The sequence below is a fragment of the Streptomyces sp. NPDC026206 genome, assembly GCF_040638465.1.
GTDB lineage: Bacteria > Actinomycetota > Actinomycetes > Streptomycetales > Streptomycetaceae > Streptomyces.
In genome coordinates this window covers 68,744-90,085 of sequence record NZ_JBEZYL010000007.1, presented here as the reverse complement: position 1 = coordinate 90,085, position 21,342 = coordinate 68,744, and the positions used below count along the sequence as shown (strand labels likewise).

Sequence of the window (21,342 nt, the reverse complement as noted above, 5' to 3'; positions counted from 1 at the left end):
TGACCGCTGCCCGCCGCCGGGGGAACCGCCCCGGCCGGAGACCCGGCGGGCGGCGGCTCTACTCTGGTCCCGGCGCATCGGTGCGAAATGGGAGAGAGCGGATGGATCACAGCGGGCACGGCATGATGCATATGGACATGCCGCCGTTCACGCTGGGCCGGGGTCTGCAGTTCAGTGGTGAACCGTTCTTTGTGATCGGCTGCCTGCTGGGGCTGGGCCTCTACGGCTGGGCCGTGGTGCGGCTGCGGCGGCGCGGGGACGCGTGGCCGTGGAGCCGGGTGGTGGCGTTCGTCCTCGGCGTGCTGAGCGTGGCGCTGGTGATGTGCACCAAGCTCAACGACTACGGCATGGTCATGTTCAGCGTGCACATGGTGCAGCACATGGTCATCAGCATGCTCTCCCCCATCCTGATCCTGCTCGGCGCGCCGGTGACCCTGACCCTGCGTGCCCTGCCGGCGGCCGGGCGCGGGCGCAAGGGGCCGCGCGAGTGGCTGGTCGCCCTGCTGCACAGCCGCTACATGCGCGTCATCACGCACCCGGCGTTCACGATCCCGCTGTTCATCGCGAGCCTCTACGCCCTGTACTTCACACCGATCTTCGACTTCCTCATGGAGAGCCGGACCGGGCACATCGCGATGATGGTCCACTTCCTCGCGGTGGGTCTGGTGTTCTTCTGGCCGATCATGGGCGTGGACCCGGGCCCGCACCGGCCGGGGTATGTGATGCGGATGCTGGAGCTGTTCGCCGGCATGCCCTTCCACGCCTTCTTCGGCATCGCGCTGATGATGGCCTCGGAGCCGATGATCGGCACGTACATGCACCCGCCGGCCTCGCTGGGCATCGACGCGCTGGACGACCAGAAGGCGGGCGGCGGCATCGCCTGGGCGTTCAGCGAGATCCCCTCGGTGCTGGTGCTGCTCGCGCTCGTCTACCAGTGGTACCGCTCGGAGCAGCGGCAGGCCAGGCGCAGCGACCGGGCCGCGGACCGCAACGGTGACAAGGAGCTGGTGGCCTACAACGCCTACCTGGCCTCGCTCAACGCCCGGGGGCAGTGACCGGCCGGTCGGCGGTATGGCGGTAGGGACCGCGGCGGAGAGACGATGGTCTCCTGGCCGCGGTCCGCGCATGTGTACGGCAGGGCCGCCGTGAGGAAGGTGCGGGGATGCCCGGATCGGCGAAGACGATGGCGGCGCTGACCGTCGGCGGACTGGTCCTGGTGACCGCCTACACCGTGACGATCGGCAGCAACGGGTGGCTGTGGTTCACGTGGGTGGTCCTGGGGCTGGCGACCATAGGGGCGCTGGTGGCCCGCGGCACATGAGGCACCGCGCGCGGGCCCGTGCGGCCGGAGTGCCCCTTCGCGGGCCGGAGGCAGCTCGGGCAGCTCGGGCGGCCCCGGCGCGGTCAGAAGCGGAAGACGGGGCCCGTGGCGGTCTCCAGGGCGCAGCCGTTGGGGAAGCTCTTGCGCCAGGAGACGGCGACACCGTCCCATTCGCCGTCGGCGGTGGCGGTGACCGGGTCGTACTCCCTGCCGCACACGGCCTGGCTGTCGCGGGGCAGCGCGTCCGGCCGGCCGTCCGCCAGGCGCAGGCTCTCGCAGGCCTCGGACGCATGGGGGTGGTGCCCGCCCGGCCCCGGGCAGACGAGCTGTACGCCCCGGATCCAGGTGCTCCGGGCGCCGGAGACGGTCAGCAGGACCCGCCCCTCGCCCCGCTCGTCGGCGCCCGCCGCGGCCGGGGACAGGGCGAGGAGGGCGGTGGCGGTCGCCGCTGCGGCGGTGGTGCGTACGGACATGGGTGGTGCCTCCAGGGGCGCGGGGGTGCCCGCGCCAGGCCACCGCGCGCACGCTCGCGCGGCAAGCGGCCGCACCGCGCCCTCACCCGTGTGGGGGTGCCGGGCCACTCGGTCGGCCGCCTGGGGTGACCTGCGGAAAACCCGTCGCGTGGCCGGTGCCGACGGCCGTACGCTCGGCGCCTGTGACACAGCTTCTGACAAGGGATGACGCATGAGTGCGCGACTGCGCGAGGTCGCGCGGATGACGGAGATGATCGTCGAGGCCGGCGGCTACACCACGGCCGGCGGCGCGCGGGTGGACATCGCCGACGCGGTCGGGCGGGCCAGAGCGGGGACGCGGCTGTACGGGCCGGAGCCGGTGGCCGTGCCGGACGCGGTACCTACCGTGGCGGCGACGGCGTTCGAGGTGACCGGCGAAGGCAGCCTGAACGCGTCGCGCCGCGTGGCGGAGGCCGGTCCGGTGGCGGTCCTCAACTTCGCCTCCGCCCGCAACCCCGGGGGCGGCTACCTCAACGGCGCCCAGGCGCAGGAGGAGGCGCTCTGCCGCGGCTCGGCACTGTACACGTGCCTGCGGCAGGCCCCGGAGTACTACACGGCGCACCGCGCGGACCCGAGCCCGTTCTACAGCCACCGGGTCATCCACTCCCCCGGCGTCCCCGTCTTCCGCGACGACCGCGGCGCCCTGCTCGATTCCCCCTACACGGCCGGGTTCCTGACGTCGCCCGCCCCCAACGCCGGGGTGATCGCCCGGCGCACGCCGGACGGGAGCGGCCGTGTTCCGGCGGCGCTGGCGGAGCGCGCCGGCCGCGTCCTGGAGGTCGCGGCCGCGCACGGCTACCGCCGACTGGTGCTCGGCGCCTGGGGATGCGGGGTCTTCCGCAACGACCCGCAGCAGGTCGCGACGGCCTTCGCCGGTCACCTGCGGGGCCCGGGCCGGTTCGCGAACCGGTTCGAGCACGTCGTCTTCGCGGTCCTGGACCGCCGCGCCGACTCCCCGACCCGGGCGGCCTTCGCATCGGTGTTCGCGCCGAACGGGCGCTGAGGTCTCACACGGGAGCGGGGCCGGGCTCCTGCAGCACGTCCCGGGCGCTGTCCCCGCGGATCCGGAAGAGGCCGGGCCCCACCTCGTCCGACCGCAGCAGGATCACGGCGCACCTGTCCGCGGCCACACGGTGCACAGGGCCCAGCAGGCCCCGGCCATGCGGGTGCCGGTCAGGCCGGCGTCGGTGAGGCCGGCGGCCCGCAGCCGGCCCTGCGCGGACCGCGTTGCCCGGGCCGATGCCCATGACCTGCCCGCAGGAGAGCTGGGCGTGGCCGGAAACCGCCGTCCCGGGTACCCGGGACGGCCGCGGAATGGTGCTGCGCCCCGGCCATGAGGGGCCGGGGCGCAGCGTTGCCGTGCGGTGGAGCGGCTTCGGCCTTACTTCGTGGCGGCCTTCGGCGGCTCGGGGGTGGCGTGCGGGGTGCACGTCACGTCCTTGCCGTCGGTCTTGCCGGTCAGGAGGTAGGCGTCGACGCGGTCGTTGACGCACGGGTTGGTCAGACCCGTGACACCGTGGGAGCCGGCGCCCTTCTCGGTGATCAGCGTGGAGCCGCGGAAGCGCTTGTGGAGCTCGACGGCGCCTTCGTACGGGGTGGCGGCGTCACGGTCGGACTGCACGATGAGGGTCTGCGGCAGGCCCTTGTGCGTGGTGACCTCCACGGGGTTCTGCTGCGGGGCCCTCCAGGTCGCGCAGGGCAGGTTCATCCAGGCGTTGGCCCAGGTCATGAAGGGGGCCTGGCGGTGGATGCGGGTGTTGTCGCGGTCCCACTTGTTCCAGCTGGTGGGCCACTTGGCGTCGGCGCACTCGACGGCCGTGTAGACGGCGTTGCTGTTCTCGGAGGCGATGTTGCCCTTGGTGTCGCTCAGGTCCGGGCCGGCCGCCTGCACGAGAGCCTTCTCGTCGCCGGCGCGGTACTTCTTCCAGGTGTCGGCGACCGGGACCCAGGAGGAGTCGTAGTACGCGGCGCCCTGGAAGAAGTTGATCAGCTCGGCCGGGCCGACGACGCCGCCGATGGGCTGCTTCTTCGCGGCCGCGCGGAGCTTCTCCCACTCCTGCTGGACCTTGGCGCGGGTGTCGCCGATGTGGAAGACGGAGTCGTACTTGGCGACCCAGGCCTCCCAGTCCTTGAAGCGGCCCTCGAAGGCGATGTCCTGCTCGAGGTTGGCCTGGTACCAGATGTTGTCCCGGGCCGGGTTGACGACACTGTCGACGACGAGGCGGCGGACGTGGCTCGGGAAGAGCGTGCCGTAGACGGCGCCGAGGTAGGTGCCGTAGGAGACGCCGAGGTAGTTCAGCTTCTTGTCGCCGAGGGCGGCACGGACGACGTCGACGTCACGGGCGGTGTTCGGCGTCGTGAGGTACGGAAGGAGCTTGCCGCTGCGCTCGGCGCAGCCGTCGGCGTACTCCTTGGCCAGCTTGCGCTGGGCGCGCTTGTCGGCCTCGCTGTCGGGCACGGGGTCGGCCTTGGGGGCCTTGACGAACTCCTGGGGGTCGACGCAGGAGATCGGGGCGGAGCGGCCCACGCCGCGCGGGTCGAAGCCGACGAAGTCGTAGGCCTTCGAGATCTTCGCGTACAGCGGGTTCTTCGTCGTCACCTTGCGCGGGAACCTCAGCCCGGAGCCGCCGGGGCCGCCGGGGTTGTAGACGAGCGAGCCCTGGCGCTCGTCCGCGGTACCGGTGGAGCGGACGCGGTCCACGGCGATCTTGATGGTGGGGCCGCCGGGCTTGGCATAGTCGACGGGGACGGTCACGAAGCCGCACTGGATGGGCTTCTCGAGGCCCCAGTCGGCCGGGCAGTCCTGCCAGTCGATGCCGGCCTTCTCCGCCCGCTCGGCGGCGATCTTCACGCCCTTGGCCTCGGCGGCGCCACCCGGCACCGCCTGCGCCGCGCCGGCCGCCGGGGCGGTCAGGAACCCGGCGACGAGCGTGCCGGCCACCACGGTGCCGGCCGCGATGGATATCGCGTTTGGTCTCACGTAGGAATCCCCCTGCTGAGTGCCGCCCGAGGCGGCGGTGATCACGCGGTCTGCAAGGGGGAATCCTTGCGCCTCCCCTGCCATAAAGGACAGGGCAGGCGGGCGTTCTTTACTAATCCGTAAACGTGACGAAACACAGAAGGGTACAGGAGGCGCCATTCGCCCCAACTCCCTCTAGGGCGCCCCCAATGCGGCATTCAGCTGGGATAGTCCCCAATCCAGCAGCTTGCGCAGGACCAGCGCGTCCGGCGCCACCGCGCTCACCAGGGCGGCCGGACCGGCGAGCGGGGTGAGGGCCGCCGTCGCGCCGAGCGGGCGGGCCACCACCGGGTGCCTTTCGAAGGCGGGGTCGACGACCAGGAGTTGGCCGACCGCCCGGTGGCCGCCGAGCACCGCCCCGCCGTCCCATCCGGGCGCCCCGGGCCCGTAGCGGAGCTCCTGGTCGAACAGCGGACGCCCGGCACGGCGCACGGTCAGCCGGGCGGCCAGCCGCCCCGGGCGCTCGCCCGCCCTGCCCAGGACCTGCTCCTCGCGGAACACCAGGCGGGCGGTGGCGGCGAGGCCGACACGCGTCGTCATGCGCAGGTCGCTGCCCTGGGCGGAGATCAGCGGTTCGGGCAGCCAGCACACCCGCGCCCCGTCCCCCGCACGGATGAGGGTGTCGTACACGGCGGGCGCGCCCGTACGGCCCGGCAGGGCGATCGTGGCGGCCGTGGTGGTGAAGCGCAGGGCCGCCCCCGCCTCGGCCTCGGCGGTGAGGGCGAGCAGGTCCCCGCCGAGCGGCGCGCTCATGGCGCCGACGAGCGCGACGCGGGCCTGCGGCCCGTGCGGCCGCAGCCGGCGCAGCGCGAAGGGCCCCGCGCCGTCGAGCACGGGCAGCGCGGTGCCGCCTCTGCCGTCCGGCGCGGCGACGATGCGGGCGGCGGCCCGCAGGCCGGTCACGGGTACCGGGACGGCCGCGACGGCGGTGGCGACGGTGGCTGCGGTAGCGGTCACGGCGCGGGTGCGGTCCACGCGGCCAGCTGCTCGCGCACCCACTCCCGCACGGGCGCCACACCCCCCTCCGCGGCCAGGGAGGTGAAGGCGACGGGGAGGTCGCCGCGCTGGGCCTTCGCGTCGCGGGCCATGCCCTCCAGGTCGGCGCCGACGTACGGCGCGAGGTCGGTCTTGTTGACGACGAGGAGATTGGCGGTGGTGACGCCGGGCCCGCCCTTACGGGGGATGTCGTCGCCGCCGGCCACATCGATGACGAATATCTGCGCGTCGACCAGGCCCTTGGAGAAGGTGGCGGTGAGGTTGTCGCCGCCGGACTCGACCAGCACCAGATCGAGCGGCCCGATCGCATCCTCCAGGTCCTCGACGGCTTCGAGGTTGGCGGAGATGTCGTCGCGGATGGCGGTGTGCGGGCAGGCCCCGGTCTCCACGGCGGTGATGCGCTCGGGCGGCAGTACGGCGTTGCGCAGCAGGAACTCGGCGTCCTCGCGGGTGTAGATGTCATTGGTGACGACGGCGATCGACAACTCGTCGCGCAGGGACCTGCACAGCGCGGCGACGGTCGCGGTCTTGCCGGAACCGACGGGGCCGCCGAGCCCGATGCGCAGGGCACGGCGGCTCCCGTCGGCCCGCAGGGGCGTGGCGGCGCTGTAGGTGTGGCGGTGCGGGTAGGCGTCGGGGTGGTCGAGGTGCATGGTCCCTCCGGGGGTTCGGTGGTCGGTGTCCGGGGCGCCGGACGGGCTTGTATTTCCGCCGGTCAGGCAACGAGCGAGCCTGTCCGGCGCTTGAGGACCGGCGTCCGGGAGCGGAGCCCCCGCTGACGGTGGAAGGGCGACGGGGCCGGGGAAAGACTCATCGGACACGGGCTACGAGGCGAACAGCCGCACCGGCCAGGCCGCGTGCTGTTCGGCGGTGATGTCGAGCAGTGGTGCGGAAGGGGCAGGGAGGGCGTCGGGGCCCTCGCGCAGGGCGCGCCGCGCGGCCTCGGCGGCCAGCCCGGCGACCCCGTCGAGCTCGGGTGCGAGCCGCGCCAGCACAGCGGTGGCATCGAACGGATCGAGGCTCAGCAGCCGTACGACCGCCGTGGCCGGTCCGCTCACCGCCTCGTACGCGGCGGTGTACGCGGCGTCGAGCGGTCCGAGCCCGGCGGCTCGCGCGGCGAGCCCGAGGACGACGGGCTGGTGCGCGCCGCGCGGCCGGGCGGCCGCGAGGGCGTCGAGTCCGGGCGACGGCCAGGCCGCGCGGGCAGCGCGCATCATCTGCCGTCCGAGCCGCCGGGCGGCGGCGCGCAGGGCGGGCGAGGGGGTGCGGGCGTCGGCGGCGTCGTCGAGGCCGAGCGGATCGGCCCCGGCTGCGGCCGCGGCGGCGAGCGCGGCCGCAGCCAGCCCGGCGGTGTGCAACCTGCCCCGGCAGAAGGCCTCCAGGGACGCCGCGTCCGTCACCCGCCCGGCCTTCACGGCCGCTTCGGCACCACCGGAGTGCGCATGCCCTCCGGCGGGGAAGCGCCCGTCGGCGAGAACGAGGAGCGCGGCACGATTGACCGGGGGCGACACCGACCGCGCACCCCGCACCGCCGATGCGTCCGCCGCTTGAGGGCACGGCACCGCTGATGCCTCCGGCGGGTGAGAACACAACACCGCTGACTCGTGCGGGGCATGAAGACACAGCACCGCCGACCCGTCCGGCACGTAAGGACGCACCCCGCCCAACCCGTCCGGCTCATGAGGACACGGCACCGCCGACCCGTCCGGCGCATGAGGACGCACCCCACCCAGCCCGTCCGGCGCCTGAGGGCTGGAACCGGCGAAAGCGCGGTGCGGGGGACCCTCCTCCTGGGTGGCCGGCTCGGTCACGGCGCTCATCAGAAGAGGAAGTACCGCTGGGCCATGGGCAGTTCCGCTGCCGGCTGCGGTTCGACGGCCTCCCCGTCGATGGTGACTGTGAACGTGTCGGGGTCGACCTCGACGCGCGGCCGGGCGTCGTTGTTGCGCATGTCCGCCTTGGTGACGCCGCGCGTGCTGCGGATCGGAGTGAAGCGTTTGCCGAGGCCGAGCCGCTCGGGGAGTCCGTCGTCCATGGCCCATTGGGTGACGAAGTTGAGGGAGTTGGCGGCCGGGGCCCGGCCCAGTGCGCCGAACATGGGACGCGGCAGGATGGGCTGCGGGGTGGGGATGGAGGCGTTGGCGTCGCCCATCTGCGCGTAGGCGATCTGGCCGCCCTTGATGACGAGCTGCGGCCGGACGCCGAAGAACGCGGGTTCCCACAGCACGAGGTCGGCGAGCTTACCGGGCTCGACGGAGCCGATCTCGTGGTCCAGGCCCTGCGCGACGGCAGGGTTGACGGTGTACTTGGCGACGTAGCGGCGGGCGCGCAGGTTGTCGGCCGGGCCGTCGCCGGGCAGGGGGCCGCGTCGCTTCTTCATCACGTGCGCGGTCTGCCAGGTGCGCAGGACGACCTCGCCGATACGGCCCATGGCCTGGGAGTCGGAGGAGATGATGGAGATCGCGCCGAGGTCGTGCAGGATGTCCTCGGCGGCGATCGTGCCGGGCCTGATGCGGGACTCGGCGAAGGCGAGGTCCTCGGGGACGGCCGGGTTGAGGTGGTGACAGACCATCAGCATGTCGAGGTGTTCGTCGACGGTGTTGACGGTGTGCGGCCGGGTGGGGTTGGTGGAGCTCGGCAGAACGTTGGGTTCGGAGACGACGGTGATGATGTCGGGTGCGTGCCCGCCGCCCGCGCCCTCGGTGTGGTAGGCGTGGAGGGTGCGTCCGGCGATGGCGGCGAGGGTGTCGCCGACGAAGCCGGCCTCGTTGAGGGTGTCCGTGTGGATGGCGAGCTGGGCGCCGCTCTCCTCGCACACGCTCAGGCAGGCGTCGATGACGGCGGGGGTGGCCCCCCAGTCCTCGTGAATCTTGAATCCGACGGCTCCGGCGCGCAGTTGGGAGCGCATCGAGTCGTACGAGACGGTGTTGCCCTTGCCGAGGAGGCCGATGTTGAGGGGGTATCCCTCCAGGGCCTCGAACATCCGGGCGAGATGCCAGGAGCCGGGGGTGATGGTGGTGGCCTTGCTGCCCTCGGCGGGCCCGGTGCCGCCGCCCACGAGCGTGGTGATGCCGGAGGCGAGGGCCTCGTCGGCGGCCTGGGGGCAGATGAAGTGGACGTGGGCGTCGATGGCGCCGGCGGTGAGAATCCTGCCGTTGCCGGCGATGATCTCGGTCTCGGGTCCGATGACGAGGTCGGGGTGGACGCCGTCCATGGTGTCGGGGTTGCCGGCCTTGCCGACGCCGGTGATCCGGCCGTCGCGCAGGCCCACGTCGGCCTTGACGACACCCCAGTGATCGAGGACGACGGCGCCGGTGATGACGGTGTCCGGGGCGCCCTCGGCGCGGGTGGTGCGGGACTGGCCCATGGACTCCCGGATGACCTTGCCGCCGCCGAAGACCGCCTCGTCCCCGGCGCGGCCGGGTCCGCCGCAGCGGTCCTCCTCGATCTCGATCAGGAGGTCGGTATCGGCCAGCCGGATACGGTCGCCCGTGGTCGGTCCGTAGAGGTCGGCGTAAGCGGCACGGGTGAGCTCAGGCATCGAGCGGTCCCCCGCACTCGCCGCGCAGGCCCTCGACGACCCGCTTGCCCGCGATGGGCACGAGGCCGACCTCGACGGGGATGCCGGGCTCGAAGCGCACGGCGGTGCCGGCGGCGATGTCCAGGCGCTTGCCGCGCGCGGCCGCGCGGTCGAACTCCAGGCCCGGGTTGGCCTCGGCGAAGTGATAGTGGGAGCCGACCTGCACGGGCCGGTCGGCGGCGTTGAGCACGACGAGCCGGGTGCGGTGCAGGCCCTCGTTGAGCCGTACGGGGCCAGTGGCGTGCAGTACCTGTCCGGGAATCATCGGCGTCGCTCTCCCGTCACGCTATGGGCTCGTGGACGGTGACGAGCTTCGTCCCGTCCGGGAAGGTGGCCTCCACCTGCACGTCGTGGATCATCTCGGGGATGCCCTCCATGACCTCGTCGCGGGTGAGCACCTTGCGCCCCGAGGACATCAGCTCCGCCACGCTGCGGCCGTCCCGGGCGCCTTCGAGGATGTGCGCGGTGATCAGGGCCACCGCTTCGGGGTGGTTGAGGCGAAGCCCGCGGGCCCTGCGCCGCTCGGCGACGTCGGCAGCCACATGAAGGAGCAGTCTCTCCTGCTCGTGCGGGGAAATTTGCATGCGTCCCACCTCAACACAGTGTTGACCTGGGGTTGTTCTCCCCGTGGCCACTGAGTGCAGATTAGGGCGCAACCTTTTCCAACGCGTTAACTGCAGTGACTCACTCTTTGCGCGGTCATGGCCATGACCCTCAGCGGCGCGAGGCGTCCCCGGGGTCGCGGTGCTCGGCGGCGATGCCGAAGCGGCGCCGTTCGCCCGGAGCGGACGAAGGCGGGGAGGTGAGCGGCCGCACCGAGTCGGCCGAGCCGGTCACCCGCTCCTCGGCGTCGGTCGCGGCCGCTGCGCCCTCCTCCAGTCGCTGCAGGTCAGCGGCCGAAACCAGGGCGACCAGCGGCTTCCCGTGGCGCGTCACCACGACCCGCTCGCCGCCGTAGACGACGCGGTTGATCAGCTCCGCCAGCTCGGCTCGGGCTTGCGTCACAGGAATTTCGTAGGCCATGCTCCCATTCTACCGAGGCGTACATCCTGTACATTTTTTACAGATGACCGAGAGAGGCTCACCCATGGACCGACCCGCAGCCCGCCACGTCCTTCCCGAGTTCACCGAGCGCACCAGCACCGGCACCGGCACCCACACGCTGGATCCGTACGCGAAGCTGTTCTCCGAGCGCATCGTCCTTCTGGGAACACCCGTCGACGACATCGCCGCCAACGATCTGATCGCACAGTTCATGCACCTCGAACACGCGGCTCCGGAGCGGGACATCTCGCTCTACATCAATTCCCCCGGCGGCTCCTTCGAGGCCATGTGCGCCGTATACGACACGATGCGCTACATCGGCTGCGCGATCGAGACCGTCTGCCTGGGCCAGGCCGCCTCGGCCGCCGCGGTCCTGCTGGCGGCCGGCACACCGGGCAGGCGGCTGGTGCTGCCGCACGCCCGGGTGCTCATCCACCAGCCGTCCCTCGCCGAGCCCGTCCAGGGCCGGCCCTCGGACCTGGCGCTGCACACCGAGGAGCTGCTGCGCGTCCGCGAGGGCCTGGTGGGGATGCTGGCCCTGCACACGGGACAGGAGGCGGAGCGGGTGCGGCGCGACATCGAGCGTGACACCTTCCTCGACGCCGGGGCCACGGTGGCCTACGGCCTGGCCGACGCGGTCGTCACCGACCGCCGGCTCCAGGGCCCGTCGGCCGGGGCGAGGTGAGTGGCGCGATGTGGCCGCCGGAACTGACGCCGCTGCCCGCCCTGACCCGCGCCGAGGGTGAGGTGGTCGACCGCTATCTGGAAGTACTGGATCTCCTCGGCCGGATCAACCCGGCTCGCGCGCATGACACGTACGGCGCGCTACGAGCCGCGCAGACGCTCGCGCTCGCCGCCGCGGGGCTGCGCGACGCGCTGACGGTCATGCACGAACGCGGCGAACGCGAGATATGCGCGGGGACGCTGGCACGAGCGATGCAGGTCCTGGACGGCGAACGCCGGGCGATGCGGGTCACGTTGCCGCCGAAGCCGCCGAACTGAGGAGCGGAAACATTCTCCCCCCGATCTCCTTCAGACGGCGGATGCGTTCGTAGACGTCGCGCAGTGATCACCCCGGGCAGTGCGCGCACTCGGCGCTCGCGGAGATCGCCGCACCGCAGGTGACGGACTCACCAGGGGAAGGTCGCGACCGTCAAATCGCCGCGCGTCCACCCGAATTGCCCAGAGGTGACGAGGCTCACATAACACCGGATCTGCTCGGCTTCCGCGTCGCGACTGCGCCAAGATCCGTCCGACGACAAGACCCCGCCACCGCGGCGGGGCGGTCCGGGCGGACGCCGAACCCTGCCGCCGCCGGGACGACTGGTCGACATGAGTGCACCGGCAGGGATGGAGGACCCGAGCACGGCGGGACGGCGGGAGGGCAAGCCGACTCCCTTACGTCCCTTGGGGTGAAGCCGCTCACGCGGCCGGGCATTCTTCGCCTGCCCGAACCCGACAGGTCATCCTTCACAGGCGGCTGACGAAGGGTTTGGCATGGGCGCGCACAAACGTCCCTCAATGCTGTCCAGGGCAGGGTCCGTACCCCTGTCCGTGAAATCCGCCCTGACTCTGGCGGCCGTCGGTGCCACGGTGCTGGTACCGGGCGGCGCGACCGACGCGGAAGCCGCAACCATCTCCAACGCAGCCCTGCAGATCGCCGCTTCAAAGGCGGGCTCCCCCTATCAGTGGGGCGCGACGGGGCCGTTCCGCTTCGACTGCTCGGGCCTGACCCAGTACTCCTTCAAGCGCGCCGGCAAAGAGCTGCCCCGGACCGCGCAGGACCAGTACAACCGCACCCGGCACATCCCCGGCCTCTCGCGCACCCAAGGTGACCTGGTGTTCTTCCACGGCCGGGGCGGCGTCTACCACGTGGGGATATACGCCGGGAACAACAAGATCTGGCACGCCCCCAAGACCGGCTCGGTCGTCCGCCTGGAGCGCATCTGGAGCCGTAACGTCTCCTACGGCCGCGTGAACGGCTGAGCCGCCCGCGGGGCCGGCGCGCCGGCACCACACCGACCGCGCCGGACGCGACCGCGTCGCACACGATGCGCTGAGCGCCCCTTCCGTGGCAGCGGACCCTGCTGCCCTCCGGTGCCCCAGCGGCACCCGCGGCACCTGTGAACCCACCGGTTCAGGAGCGCGCTTCACGAGAGCGCCGGGCCGGGCGGAACCCCGCCCGGCCTCCACGCCGTCCGTCAGCGGACGGATGCCGTCCAGGGCAGGCGGATCCACACCGTCTTGCCGCCGTCGGCGGTCGGCGTGATGCAGAGCCTGCCGCCGCGCTCGGCGGTGAGGCAGCGGATGATGACCAGGCCGCGCCCGTTGTCCCGCTGGACGGTGGCGGGCAGTCGCCGGGGGCGGCACGGGTGGCTGTCCGTGACCCCGATCCGCAGTTGCTCGCCCCGGTCCATACGGACGTCCACCGTGAAGGTGGGTGACTGGCCCTGGGTGTGCTGCACGGCGTTGGTGGCCAGCTCCGAGACGATCAGCCGGACGGCATCGGCGGCCTCCGTGCCGGCCGGCAGGCCCCATTCCGTGAGCACGTCCATGACATAGCGGCGGGCCGCGGAGACCGAGGCGGGGCTGCTCGGCAGAGTGACGGTTGCTTCCTGGCGGTCTGCCATGGCGCTGTCCCTTTCCCACCGGGGCCGGACTCCGACGCGCGGCGTGCGGTGAAGTCGAGAGCAGCCTCCGACGGCTCTTCGCGACACAGTGCCACTGTTCACGGCCCCGATGGGCGCGATCCACCGAATTATGGATATATCTGTCGCTCGAAGCGGTGAACTCTGCTACGAGCGACCCGATTTGCACGCCACACTGGTCTATTGACTCTGACGTGTGGATTTGAGCGGCGGGGAGGAGAGCTGATGCGGTACGGACCCGCGGTGCGCCGCCGCAAACTGGGCGCGGAGCTGCGCCGGCAGCGTGAACTGACCGGGATGACGAGCAGGCAGGCGGCGGGGGCGGTCGGCTGGCACCAGTCGAAGGTGAGCCGGATCGAGACGGGCATCAGCGGCGTGAAGCCCTCGGACGTGGCCCGGCTGCTGGATGTGTACAGCGTGTCGGACCCGGAGCTGAGGGCGCTGCTGGGAGCGCTGTGCGGGGCGGGCTCGAAGGATGCGGAAGGGTCCCGGCGCGGCTGGTGGTATGCCTACCGCGATCTGCTGCCTTCGGCGTATCTCGACTTCATCAGCCTGGAGTCGGAGGCCTCCCACGCGCGCACGCTGGAGACCACGGTGGTGCCCGGTCTGTTGCAGACGCGGGCATACGCCCGGGCGGTGACCCGCGCGGCACTGGCCGATCCGCCGGCCGAACAGGTCGAGGAGCTCGTCCGGGTGCGGATGGCACGCCAGTCGGTACTGGAAGGGGAGCAACCGCTGCAGCTCTGCGCGGTGCTCGACGAGGCGGTGCTGCGGCACGAGGTCGGCGGCCCCGAGGTGATAGCGGGGCAGCTGCGGCACCTGTTGGCCATGGGTTCGCTCCCGCATGTGCGGCTGCACGTGCTGCCGTTCACCACTGGAAACCATATCGGCATCACCGGCCCTTTCGTTATCTTCTCCTTTCCGCGCATCGCCGATCTGGACGTGGTTGTTCTCGACCATCTGACGAGTAGCCTCTACCTGGAGCGCAAAGAGGACCTCCGGGCGTACGGCTCGGCGTTCACCACGCTCCAGGCGCACGCCCTCTCGCACGAAAACTCGTTGGAATACATCGCCGGGATCAGCGACGGCGCGTAAGGAGGCAACATGTCAGCAATGCCTCGGTACGTACCCTCTCCATCGGCTCACGCAGGCTGCCGCGACGCAGTGTGGCATCGCAGCAGCTACAGCACCGGGATGAACAACTGCGTCGAAACGGCAAGCCTGGGAACGGAACTGCTCGGCGTGCGCGACTCCCAGCGCACGGCCGGGCCGGTTCTGCGGTTCTCGCCCGCAACCTGGTCCGTGTTCGTGGCGGTCCTGCGCGGCGGGAATCAGGGCAGCGCCGGCAACGGGGACTGCGACGGGACCACCGCCGCGCGAAGCTGAGGGTTCAGACGGCCGGCGCGGTCCGTACGATCGCGTCGGCCGCCTGAGCGACCTGGAGGTCGGAGAGATCCGCCCGCGCGGTGAGCCGCAGCCGCGAGACGCCGTCCGGTACGGACGGGGGCCGGAAACAGCCGACCGCCAGCCCCGCCTCCCGGCAGTCGGCCGCCCAGCGCACCGCCGCCTCGGGAGAGGGGGCCCGCACGGAGACCACCGCCGCGTCCGGACGCACCGCCGTCAGCCCCGCCGCCGTCAGCCGCCGGTGCAGTTCGCCGGCCACGGCCCGGACCCGCAGGGTCCGCCCGGGCTCGCGGCGCAGCACCTCCAGGCTCGCCAGCGCCGCGCCGGCCGCCGCCGGGGCGAGGCCGGTGTCGAAGATGAAGGTGCGGGCGGTACTGATGAGGTGGGTGATGACCCGGGCGGGGCCGAGCACCGCACCGCCCTGGCTGCCCAGGGACTTGGAGAGGGTGACCGTGGCCACCACGTCCCGGTCGCCGGCCAGGGCCGCCGCGTGCACGGCACCGCGGCCGCCGTCACCGAGCACGCCGAGCCCGTGTGCGTCGTCCACGAGCAGCGCCGCGCCGCTCGCCCGGCAGGCCTCGGCGAGGGCGCGCAACGGGGCTGCGTCACCGTCGACGGAGAAGACGGAGTCGGTGACGGCGATCGCCCGGCCCTGGTGTGCGGCCAGGCTCTTGCGGAAGGCGTCCGGGTCGGCGTGCGGCACGACGGTCTTCTCGGCGCGCGCGAGGCGGCAGCCGTCGATGAGCGAGGCGTGGTTGCTCTCGTCGCAGACCAGCAGGGTGCCCGAGCCCACGGGGCCGGAGAGCGCGGTGACGGCGGCGAGGTTCGCGGCGTAGCCGGAGGAGAAGACGAGGGCCGCCTCGAAGCCGCAGAACCCGGCGAGCTCCTCTTCCAGCCGGGCGTGCAGGGCGGTGCTGCCGGTGACCAGGCGGGAGCCGGTGGCGCCCGCCCCCCAGCGGCGGGCCGCCCGGGCCGCGGCCTCGGTGACCTCGGGGTGGTGGGTCAGGCCCAGGTAGTCGTTGCCGGCCAGGTCGATGAGGGCGGAGTCGGCCGCGCGGGGACGCAGGATGCGTTCGAGGCCCGCTGCCCGCAGCCGCTCCTGCTGCGCATCGATCCAGTCGAAGGCGTCCTGGGGCATCGTCCGTCCCTTTTCTTCATTTGGTGGGTTTGCATAAAACCTAGCTCGCAGCCGGGCCGGTCACGATGTGGCAATACACACAGCTCGATCCTCCTGTGTTGTGTGATCCCCACCTTGGCCGGAAGCGGTGCCGTAGGCGAGGATCTGCGCCATGGACCTGCTGAACACGCTGGTGGAGAAGGGGTTGCGGCGGGAGCTGCCGACCCGCGAAGAGGCGCTCGCCGTGCTGGCGACCTCCGACGACGAACTGCTCGACGTGGTGGCCGCCGCGGGGAAGGTGCGCCGCAAGTGGTTCGGACGGCGGGTGAAACTCAACTATCTCGTCAACCTCAAGTCCGGGCTCTGTCCCGAGGACTGCTCGTACTGCTCGCAGCGGCTGGGCTCCAAGGCCGGGATCCTCAAGTACACCTGGCTGAAGCCGGAGGAGGCCTCGAAGGCGGCGGCCGCCGGGGTCGCCGGCGGTGCGAAGCGGGTCTGCCTGGTGGCCAGCGGCCGCGGGCCGACGGACCGGGACGTCGACCGGGTCTCGGAGACCATCGAGGCGATCAAGGACGAGAACGCGGACATCGAGGTGTGCGCGTGCCTCGGGCTGCTCTCCGACGGTCAGGCGGAGCGGCTCCGGGCGGCGGGTGCCGACGCCTACAACCACAACCTCAACACGTCCGAGGCGACGTACGCCGGCATCACCACCACCCACACCTACGCCGACCGGGTGGAGACCGTGCAGCAGGCCCAGGCGGCGGGCATGTCCGCCTGCTCTGGGCTGATCGCGGGCATGGGCGAGAGCGACGCGGACCTGGTGGACGTGGTCTTCTCGCTGCGCGAGCTGGACCCGGACTCGGTGCCGGTCAACTTCCTCATCCCCTTCGAGGGGACGCCGCTGGCCAAGGAGTGGAACCTCACTCCTCAGCGCGCGCTGCGCATCCTGGCGATGGTGCGGTTCGTCTGCCCGGACGTGGAGGTCCGGCTCGCGGGCGGGCGCGAGGTGCACTTGCGCTCGATGCAGCCGCTCGCGCTGCACCTGGCCAACTCGATCTTCCTCGGCGACTACCTGACCAGCGAGGGCCAGGAGGGCAGGACCGACCTGGCGATGATCGCGGACGCGGGCTTCGAGGTGGAGGGGGCGGGCACCACGACGCTGCCCGCGCACCGGGCGGACGCGCTCGCGGCCGCGGGCTGCGGCTCGCACGCCGGAAGCGGCTGCGCCGGGCAGGGCGCCGCGGAGAGCACGGACGGCTGCGGTTCGCACGGCGCGGGCGGCTGCGGGCCCTGCGGTGACAGCACTCCGGCGGACGCCGCTGCCGAGGAGGCCGCGGCCGTGCCGGTACCGGCCGGTGAGGCCCGTACGGACCTGGTCGCCGTCCGGCGCCGGGGCGCGGGGACGGACCTGCCGCCCAATGCCTGAGCCCCTCACCCCCGCCCGGCTGACCGCCCTGGACCGTCAGCACGTCTGGCACCCCTACGGCCCGATGCCGGGCCGGCAGGAACCGCTGGTCGTCGAGTCCGCGTCCGGCGTCCGGCTGCGGCTGGCCGAACCGGTGCACGGCTCGCGCGAGTTGGTGGACGGGATGTCGTCGTGGTGGTCGGCCGTGCACGGCTACAACCACCCGGTGCTCAACGAGGCGGCGCAGGCACAGCTGGGGCGGATGAGCCATGTGATGTTCGGCGGGCTCACCCATGAGCCGGCCGTGCGGCTGGCCGCCCGGCTGGTGGAGATCACCCCCGAGGGGCTCGAACACGTCTTCCTCTGCGACTCCGGCTCGGTGTCGGTCGAGGTCGCGATGAAGATGTGCCTGCAGTACTGGCGCTCGCTCGGCCGGCCGGAGAAGCGCCGCATGATGACCTGGCGCGGCGGCTACCACGGGGACACCTGGCAGCCGATGGCCGTGTGCGACCCGGACGGCGGGATGCACCAGCTGTGGTCGGGGGCGCTGGCCCGGCAGGTCTTCGCCGACGCTCCCCCGCACGACTACGACGAGGACGCCGTGCCCGCGTACTCGGCGCACCTGCGCGAGGTGATCGCGCGCCACGCCCATGAGCTGGCCGCGGTGATCGTGGAGCCGGTCGTCCAGGGCGCGGGCGGCATGCGCTTCCACGACCCCGTATACCTGCGGGTGCTGCGGGAGGCCTGCGACGAGCACGACGTGCTGCTGGTCCTCGACGAGATCGCGACCGGCTTCGGCCGGACCGGCCGGCTCTTCGCGGCGGACCACGCGGGGATCACGCCCGACGTGATGTGCCTGGGCAAGGCGCTGACCGGCGGCTACGTCAGCCTCGCCGCCACGCTGTGCACCCCCCGGGTGGCGGACGGCATCAGCTCGGGCGAGGTGCCGGTGCTCGCGCACGGCCCGACGTTCATGGGCAACCCGCTGGCCTGCGCGATCGCCAACGCCTCGATCGACCTGCTGCTGTCGCGGGACTGGCGGACGGACGTGAAGCGGATCGAGGCGGGCCTGCGCGACGGCCTGGCCGACGCCACCGGGCTGCCGGGAGTGCGGGACGTCCGCGTGCTGGGCGCGATCGGTGTGATCGAGCTCGACCACGAGGTCGACATGGCGGCCGCCACGCGGGCGCTCGTGAGCGAAGGGGTGTGGCTGCGGCCGTTCCGCAATCTCGTGTACACCATGCCGCCGTACATCACGGGCGACGAGGACCTGGCACGGATCTGCGCGGCGGCGTGCGCCGCAGCCCGGCAGGGTTGAGCAGGGCGGCCGGACCCGGGCGGGTCCGGCCGGGAAGAGCGCCGACCGCACGGACGGCGGCAGACAGGTGCACGGCCGCGACGCACGCGGACGGGTGCCACGGTGGAACGGAGCGGAAGTCATGCCGGTCATGGTCGTCACAGGCACGGGCACGGAGGTCGGCAAGACCGTGGTCACGGCCGCCGTCGCGGCGGCGGCCCTGGCCGCCGGGCGCTCGGTGGCGGTGCTCAAGCCCGCGCAGACCGGGGTCGCCCCGGACGAGCCGGGGGACGTGGCGGAGGTACTGCGGCTGGCGGGGCCGGTGACCGGCGTCGAACTGGCCCGCTTTCCGGAGCCCTTGGCACCGGCGACGGCGGCCCGCCGGGCGGGCCGGGCGCCGGTGTCACCCGAGGAGATCGAGCGGGCGGCGGCGAAACTGGCCGCCTCCCACGACCTGGTCCTGGTCGAGGGCGCGGGTGGCCTGCTCGTACAGATGGACGAGGCAGGCTCGACCCTCGCGGACGCGGCCCGGTTGCTGGACGCGCCCGTGCTGGTCGTCGCGCAGGCGGGCCTGGGCACGCTCAACATCACCGCGCTGACCGGCGAGGCGCTGCGCTCGCGCGGGCTGCGCTGCGCGGGCGTGGTCATCGGCAGCTGGCCGGCCGCCCCGGACCTCGCCACCGTGTGCAACCTGGCCGACCTGCCGGAGGCGGCCCGGGCCCCGCTGCTGGGCGCCGTCCCCGAGGGCGCGGCCACGCTGCCCCCCGGCGACTTCCGCGCCATGTCACCGACCTGGCTGGCCCCGCCCCTCTCCGGCCTCTGGGACGCCACACACTTCGCGTCGCAGCAGCACTGACGCCCACGGCGTCCTCAAGCGCCGGACGGGCTGGAGATGTCCTCAAGCGCCGGACGGGCTGGACTCTCCAGCCCGTCCGGCGCTTGAGGACACACCACGCTCAGCCGTCCGGCGCTTGAGGACACCACCACAACCAGCCCGTCCGGCGCTCGAGGACACCACGCTCAGCCGTCCGGCGCTTGAGCACACCACCACAACCAGCCCGTCCGGCGCTTGAGGACAAGAAACGGTGAAAGGGCGGGGAGGGGAAAATCCCACCCGCCGGGGAACAATCGCGGTAGCCGCTCGTATCCCCGGAAAGGGGTGTCCCATGCCGCTCCGCAGTCGCAGTCGCAGTCGCAGAACGCCGCACGACCCAGTGCACCATCCGGTTTTCGCGCGGGCCTACGCCAAATGGAGCCCGGTCATCGACGAGCGGGCCGGCGTCGGCGCCCACCGCCACGACCTGCTCGCAGGACTCTGCGGACGGGTCATCGAGATCGGCGCCGGCAACGGCCTGAACTTCGCCCACTACCCCCGCACCGTCTCGGAGGTGGTGGCGATCGAGCCGGAACGGCAGCTGCGGCGACTGGCGGTGGAGGCCGCCGTCCGGGCAGGGGTGCCGGTGGACGTGGTGCCGGGCGTGGCGGAGGCGCTGCCGGTCAAGAGCGAGGCGTTCGACGCGGCGGTGGTGTCCTTGGTGCTGTGCTCCGTGCGGGATGTGCGGCGCTCGCTGGCGGAGCTGCGCCGGGTGCTGAAGCCGGGCGGTGAGCTGCGGTTCTTCGAGCACGGGGTCGCGCAGGGGCGGGCGCTGGCGCAGGTGCAGCGGACGTTGGACCGTACGGTGTGGCCGCTGCTGTTCGGCGGCTGCCACACGGCCCGTGATCCGCTGGCGTCGATCGAGGCGGCCGGATTCGAGCTGGGCGACTACCGGCGGCTGCAGGTGCCCCGGAGCAGGGTGCCGATGCCGGCTTCGGCGTGTGTGCTGGGGGTGGCCCGGCGGCCGGCCGAGCCGGGGCCTTGATCCCGTCCGGTGAGTTCGATCACGAACGGCGGGCCCACCAGGAAACCGGAGCCCCCCTCCGGTACGTTGTCGGATCAACGACGTCCCAGGGGGTTCACATGTCACGTCCGTTCCGTTTCGCCGTCAATATGCTCAACACCTGCACGTCCGCCGAGTGGCGCGAGAAGTGCCGCAAGGCCGAGGCGATGGGCTACGACGTCATCCTCGTGCCCGACCACCTCGGCATGCCCGCCCCGTTCCCCTCGCTGGTGGCCGCCGCCGAGGCCACGGAGCGTCCGCGGGTGGGCACGTTCGTCCTCAACGCGGGGTTCTGGAACCCGGCCCTGCTGGCCCGCGAGGTGGCCTCCACCGATCAGCTCACGGGCGGCCGGCTCGAGTTGGGGCTGGGGACCGGCTATAACAGGGCCGAGCACGACAGCGCCGGACTGCCGTTCGGGTCGCCGCGCGAGCGGGTGGACCATCTGGAGCGCACGGTCACGGAGCTGAAGCGGCTGCTCGGCGACCCGGAGCACCGCCCCGCCACCGCACAGTCCCCCCGTCCCCCACTGCTGCTCGGCGGGAACGGCAACCGGGTGCTGCGGATGGCGGCGCGCCACGCGGACATCGCGGCCTTCACCGGCGGCGCGACCGGGGCGGACGGAACGCTGCGCCTGATCAGCCCGTCCGAGCTGGAGGAGCGCGTCACGGCCTACCGCGGCTTCGAGGGCGGCCGGCCCGAGCCCGCCGAGCTCAACTATCTGGTGCAGATCGTGGCCGTCGGCGGTGACCCGCGCGCGAGGATCCGCGACCTGATGGGGCGCACCGAAGGCCTCACAGAGGAGGAGCTGCTGGAGCACCCGGCCCTGCTGACCGGTTCGGTGAAGGAGATCGCCGAACGCGTCAGGGGCCACCGCGAGCGCTTCGGCTTCACCTATTTCACGGTCCTGGAGCCCTTCATGGAGGCGTTCGCCCCGGTGATCGAGGAACTCCGGGGCTGACCCACCGAACACTTTGCTCGTCCTTTACCATTGAGGGTCACGATCCGTTCCCGCAGACGAATTCAGCGAAAGGTGTGAGCGTCCGTCCATGGGCGAGCCCCCCAGTAGTCCCCGGAGCCGACATCGCGCGGTCCTTCCGCCCCTGCCCGATCATGGGACGGAG

25 protein-coding genes and 1 riboswitch are annotated in these 21,342 nt (G+C 72.4%); of the genes, 13 read left to right on the top strand and 12 right to left on the bottom strand.

Going from position 1 to position 21,342, the window contains the following annotated elements:
• Positions 1–101 precede the first annotated feature (101 nt).
• Positions 102–1,055, top strand: coding sequence for a cytochrome c oxidase assembly protein (locus AB0F13_RS13155; RefSeq protein WP_362079813.1), 954 nt, complete (start codon positions 102–104; stop codon positions 1,053–1,055).
• Positions 1,056–1,162: 107 nt separating this feature from the next.
• The gene (locus tag AB0F13_RS13150) at positions 1,163–1,321 is read left to right on the top strand and encodes a hypothetical protein (protein WP_362079810.1); all 159 of its coding nucleotides are present in this window, start codon (positions 1,163–1,165) and stop codon (positions 1,319–1,321) included.
• Positions 1,322–1,404: 83 nt separating this feature from the next.
• On the opposite strand, the gene AB0F13_RS13145 is transcribed toward AB0F13_RS13150, so the two are convergent.
• Positions 1,405–1,794 (bottom strand): SSI family serine proteinase inhibitor, encoded by a 390-nt coding sequence (locus tag AB0F13_RS13145; protein ID WP_362079807.1) that lies wholly within the window; start codon positions 1,792–1,794, stop codon positions 1,405–1,407.
• A 211-nt stretch (positions 1,795–2,005) separates the two neighbouring features.
• On the opposite strand from AB0F13_RS13145, the gene AB0F13_RS13140 reads away from it, so the two are divergent.
• Complete coding sequence (locus AB0F13_RS13140; protein ID WP_362079804.1) at positions 2,006–2,836, top strand: TIGR02452 family protein; 831 nt, start codon at positions 2,006–2,008, stop codon at positions 2,834–2,836.
• Between the two features lie 4 nt (positions 2,837–2,840).
• On the opposite strand, the gene AB0F13_RS13135 is transcribed toward AB0F13_RS13140, so the two are convergent.
• The 9 genes from AB0F13_RS13135 to AB0F13_RS13095 all read right to left on the bottom strand — a co-directional run bounded on the left by AB0F13_RS13135 (position 2,841) and on the right by AB0F13_RS13095 (position 10,451).
• Positions 2,841–2,963 carry a hypothetical protein gene (locus AB0F13_RS13135; RefSeq protein ID WP_362079801.1) on the bottom strand — a complete coding sequence of 41 codons (123 nt, stop codon included), beginning with the start codon at positions 2,961–2,963 and terminating at the stop codon, positions 2,841–2,843.
• A gap of 251 nt (positions 2,964–3,214) precedes the next feature.
• The gene (locus AB0F13_RS13130; protein ID WP_362080260.1) at positions 3,215–4,798 is read right to left on the bottom strand and encodes an alpha/beta hydrolase; all 1,584 of its coding nucleotides are present in this window, start codon (positions 4,796–4,798) and stop codon (positions 3,215–3,217) included.
• Positions 4,799–4,987: 189 nt separating this feature from the next.
• Positions 4,988–5,755, bottom strand: a complete 768-nt coding sequence (locus AB0F13_RS13125; protein ID WP_362080257.1) for an urease accessory protein UreD — start codon at positions 5,753–5,755, stop codon at positions 4,988–4,990.
• Between the two features lie 50 nt (positions 5,756–5,805).
• Positions 5,806–6,501 carry an urease accessory protein UreG gene (ureG, locus tag AB0F13_RS13120; RefSeq protein WP_362079798.1) on the bottom strand — a complete coding sequence of 232 codons (696 nt, stop codon included), beginning with the start codon at positions 6,499–6,501 and terminating at the stop codon, positions 5,806–5,808.
• A 171-nt stretch (positions 6,502–6,672) separates the two neighbouring features.
• The gene (locus AB0F13_RS13115; protein ID WP_362079795.1) at positions 6,673–7,359 is read right to left on the bottom strand and encodes an urease accessory UreF family protein; all 687 of its coding nucleotides are present in this window, start codon (positions 7,357–7,359) and stop codon (positions 6,673–6,675) included.
• Between the two features lie 308 nt (positions 7,360–7,667).
• Positions 7,668–9,389, bottom strand: a complete 1,722-nt coding sequence (locus tag AB0F13_RS13110; RefSeq protein ID WP_362079792.1) for an urease subunit alpha — start codon at positions 9,387–9,389, stop codon at positions 7,668–7,670.
• The gene (locus AB0F13_RS13105) at positions 9,382–9,693 is read right to left on the bottom strand and encodes an urease subunit beta (protein ID WP_362079790.1); all 312 of its coding nucleotides are present in this window, start codon (positions 9,691–9,693) and stop codon (positions 9,382–9,384) included. The genes AB0F13_RS13110 and AB0F13_RS13105 overlap by 8 nt, the downstream gene beginning before the upstream one ends.
• Before the next feature lie 16 nt (positions 9,694–9,709).
• A complete protein-coding gene (locus tag AB0F13_RS13100; protein WP_362079787.1) occupies positions 9,710–10,012 on the bottom strand; it encodes an urease subunit gamma in 303 nt (100 codons plus the stop codon).
• Positions 10,013–10,142: 130 nt separating this feature from the next.
• The gene (locus AB0F13_RS13095; protein WP_362079784.1) at positions 10,143–10,451 is read right to left on the bottom strand and encodes a type II toxin-antitoxin system Phd/YefM family antitoxin; all 309 of its coding nucleotides are present in this window, start codon (positions 10,449–10,451) and stop codon (positions 10,143–10,145) included.
• Positions 10,452–10,515: 64 nt separating this feature from the next.
• Between AB0F13_RS13095 and AB0F13_RS13090 the strand changes: the two genes are divergently transcribed.
• The 3 genes from AB0F13_RS13090 to AB0F13_RS13080 all read left to right on the top strand — a co-directional run bounded on the left by AB0F13_RS13090 (position 10,516) and on the right by AB0F13_RS13080 (position 12,458).
• Positions 10,516–11,157 carry an ATP-dependent Clp protease proteolytic subunit gene (locus AB0F13_RS13090; protein WP_362079781.1) on the top strand — a complete coding sequence of 214 codons (642 nt, stop codon included), beginning with the start codon at positions 10,516–10,518 and terminating at the stop codon, positions 11,155–11,157.
• Between the two features lie 8 nt (positions 11,158–11,165).
• On the top strand, positions 11,166–11,474 hold the full coding sequence (locus AB0F13_RS13085) for a hypothetical protein (RefSeq protein ID WP_362079778.1): 309 nt from the start codon (positions 11,166–11,168) through the stop codon (positions 11,472–11,474).
• A 284-nt stretch (positions 11,475–11,758) separates the two neighbouring features.
• Positions 11,759–11,966, top strand: a riboswitch (cyclic di-AMP (ydaO/yuaA leader).
• 3 nt (positions 11,967–11,969) lie between these two features.
• Positions 11,970–12,458 (top strand): C40 family peptidase, encoded by a 489-nt coding sequence (locus AB0F13_RS13080; protein ID WP_362079775.1) that lies wholly within the window; start codon positions 11,970–11,972, stop codon positions 12,456–12,458.
• 215 nt (positions 12,459–12,673) lie between these two features.
• On the opposite strand, the gene AB0F13_RS13075 is transcribed toward AB0F13_RS13080, so the two are convergent.
• Positions 12,674–13,102, bottom strand: coding sequence for an ATP-binding protein (locus AB0F13_RS13075; RefSeq protein ID WP_362079772.1), 429 nt, complete (start codon positions 13,100–13,102; stop codon positions 12,674–12,676).
• 243 nt (positions 13,103–13,345) lie between these two features.
• Here AB0F13_RS13075 and AB0F13_RS13070 point away from each other — a divergent pair, with 243 nt between their 5' ends.
• Both AB0F13_RS13070 and AB0F13_RS13065 read left to right on the top strand, forming a co-directional pair.
• Positions 13,346–14,215, top strand: coding sequence for a helix-turn-helix transcriptional regulator (locus AB0F13_RS13070; protein ID WP_362079769.1), 870 nt, complete (start codon positions 13,346–13,348; stop codon positions 14,213–14,215).
• 18 nt (positions 14,216–14,233) lie between these two features.
• Complete coding sequence (locus tag AB0F13_RS13065; RefSeq protein WP_362080254.1) at positions 14,234–14,506, top strand: DUF397 domain-containing protein; 273 nt, start codon at positions 14,234–14,236, stop codon at positions 14,504–14,506.
• A gap of 4 nt (positions 14,507–14,510) precedes the next feature.
• Here AB0F13_RS13065 and AB0F13_RS13060 read toward each other — a convergent pair whose 3' ends face one another.
• Positions 14,511–15,662 carry an 8-amino-7-oxononanoate synthase gene (locus AB0F13_RS13060; protein ID WP_362079766.1) on the bottom strand — a complete coding sequence of 384 codons (1,152 nt, stop codon included), beginning with the start codon at positions 15,660–15,662 and terminating at the stop codon, positions 14,511–14,513.
• A 151-nt stretch (positions 15,663–15,813) separates the two neighbouring features.
• Here AB0F13_RS13060 and bioB point away from each other — a divergent pair, with 151 nt between their 5' ends.
• The 5 genes from bioB (at position 15,814) to AB0F13_RS13035 (ending at position 21,179) form a co-directional block, all read left to right on the top strand.
• On the top strand, positions 15,814–17,067 hold the full coding sequence (gene bioB, locus AB0F13_RS13055; RefSeq protein ID WP_362079763.1) for a biotin synthase BioB: 1,254 nt from the start codon (positions 15,814–15,816) through the stop codon (positions 17,065–17,067).
• The gene (locus AB0F13_RS13050; RefSeq protein WP_362079760.1) at positions 17,060–18,364 is read left to right on the top strand and encodes an adenosylmethionine--8-amino-7-oxononanoate transaminase; all 1,305 of its coding nucleotides are present in this window, start codon (positions 17,060–17,062) and stop codon (positions 18,362–18,364) included. The genes bioB and AB0F13_RS13050 overlap by 8 nt, the downstream gene beginning before the upstream one ends.
• Before the next feature lie 121 nt (positions 18,365–18,485).
• The gene (gene bioD / locus AB0F13_RS13045; protein WP_362079758.1) at positions 18,486–19,199 is read left to right on the top strand and encodes a dethiobiotin synthase; all 714 of its coding nucleotides are present in this window, start codon (positions 18,486–18,488) and stop codon (positions 19,197–19,199) included.
• Between the two features lie 310 nt (positions 19,200–19,509).
• Positions 19,510–20,202, top strand: coding sequence for a methyltransferase domain-containing protein (locus AB0F13_RS13040; protein WP_362079755.1), 693 nt, complete (start codon positions 19,510–19,512; stop codon positions 20,200–20,202).
• A gap of 98 nt (positions 20,203–20,300) precedes the next feature.
• A complete protein-coding gene (locus AB0F13_RS13035) occupies positions 20,301–21,179 on the top strand; it encodes an LLM class F420-dependent oxidoreductase (protein ID WP_362079753.1) in 879 nt (292 codons plus the stop codon).
• The last annotated feature ends 163 nt before the right edge of the window (positions 21,180–21,342 follow it).

Bases quoted from the DNA above. Each gene is read 5' to 3' on its own strand.
- AB0F13_RS13155 (WP_362079813.1), top strand. From the start codon at position 102: ATGGATCACAGCGGGCACGGCATGATGCATATGGACATGCCGCCGTTC.
- AB0F13_RS13150 (WP_362079810.1), top strand. From the start codon at position 1,163: ATGCCCGGATCGGCGAAGACGATGGCGGCGCTGACCGTCGGCGGACTG.
- AB0F13_RS13145 (WP_362079807.1), bottom strand. From the start codon at position 1,794: ATGTCCGTACGCACCACCGCCGCAGCGGCGACCGCCACCGCCCTCCTC.
- AB0F13_RS13140 (WP_362079804.1), top strand. From the start codon at position 2,006: ATGAGTGCGCGACTGCGCGAGGTCGCGCGGATGACGGAGATGATCGTC.
- ureG (WP_362079798.1), bottom strand. From the start codon at position 6,501: ATGCACCTCGACCACCCCGACGCCTACCCGCACCGCCACACCTACAGC.
- AB0F13_RS13110 (WP_362079792.1), bottom strand. From the start codon at position 9,389: ATGCCTGAGCTCACCCGTGCCGCTTACGCCGACCTCTACGGACCGACC.
- AB0F13_RS13105 (WP_362079790.1), bottom strand. From the start codon at position 9,693: ATGATTCCCGGACAGGTACTGCACGCCACTGGCCCCGTACGGCTCAAC.
- AB0F13_RS13100 (WP_362079787.1), bottom strand. From the start codon at position 10,012: ATGCAAATTTCCCCGCACGAGCAGGAGAGACTGCTCCTTCATGTGGCT.
- AB0F13_RS13095 (WP_362079784.1), bottom strand. From the start codon at position 10,451: ATGGCCTACGAAATTCCTGTGACGCAAGCCCGAGCCGAGCTGGCGGAG.
- AB0F13_RS13090 (WP_362079781.1), top strand. From the start codon at position 10,516: ATGGACCGACCCGCAGCCCGCCACGTCCTTCCCGAGTTCACCGAGCGC.
- AB0F13_RS13085 (WP_362079778.1), top strand. From the start codon at position 11,166: ATGTGGCCGCCGGAACTGACGCCGCTGCCCGCCCTGACCCGCGCCGAG.
- AB0F13_RS13080 (WP_362079775.1), top strand. From the start codon at position 11,970: ATGGGCGCGCACAAACGTCCCTCAATGCTGTCCAGGGCAGGGTCCGTA.
- AB0F13_RS13075 (WP_362079772.1), bottom strand. From the start codon at position 13,102: ATGGCAGACCGCCAGGAAGCAACCGTCACTCTGCCGAGCAGCCCCGCC.
- AB0F13_RS13070 (WP_362079769.1), top strand. From the start codon at position 13,346: ATGCGGTACGGACCCGCGGTGCGCCGCCGCAAACTGGGCGCGGAGCTG.
- AB0F13_RS13065 (WP_362080254.1), top strand. From the start codon at position 14,234: ATGCCTCGGTACGTACCCTCTCCATCGGCTCACGCAGGCTGCCGCGAC.
- AB0F13_RS13060 (WP_362079766.1), bottom strand. From the start codon at position 15,662: ATGCCCCAGGACGCCTTCGACTGGATCGATGCGCAGCAGGAGCGGCTG.
- bioB (WP_362079763.1), top strand. From the start codon at position 15,814: ATGGACCTGCTGAACACGCTGGTGGAGAAGGGGTTGCGGCGGGAGCTG.
- AB0F13_RS13050 (WP_362079760.1), top strand. From the start codon at position 17,060: ATGCCTGAGCCCCTCACCCCCGCCCGGCTGACCGCCCTGGACCGTCAG.
- bioD (WP_362079758.1), top strand. From the start codon at position 18,486: ATGCCGGTCATGGTCGTCACAGGCACGGGCACGGAGGTCGGCAAGACC.
- AB0F13_RS13040 (WP_362079755.1), top strand. From the start codon at position 19,510: ATGCCGCTCCGCAGTCGCAGTCGCAGTCGCAGAACGCCGCACGACCCA.
- AB0F13_RS13035 (WP_362079753.1), top strand. From the start codon at position 20,301: ATGTCACGTCCGTTCCGTTTCGCCGTCAATATGCTCAACACCTGCACG.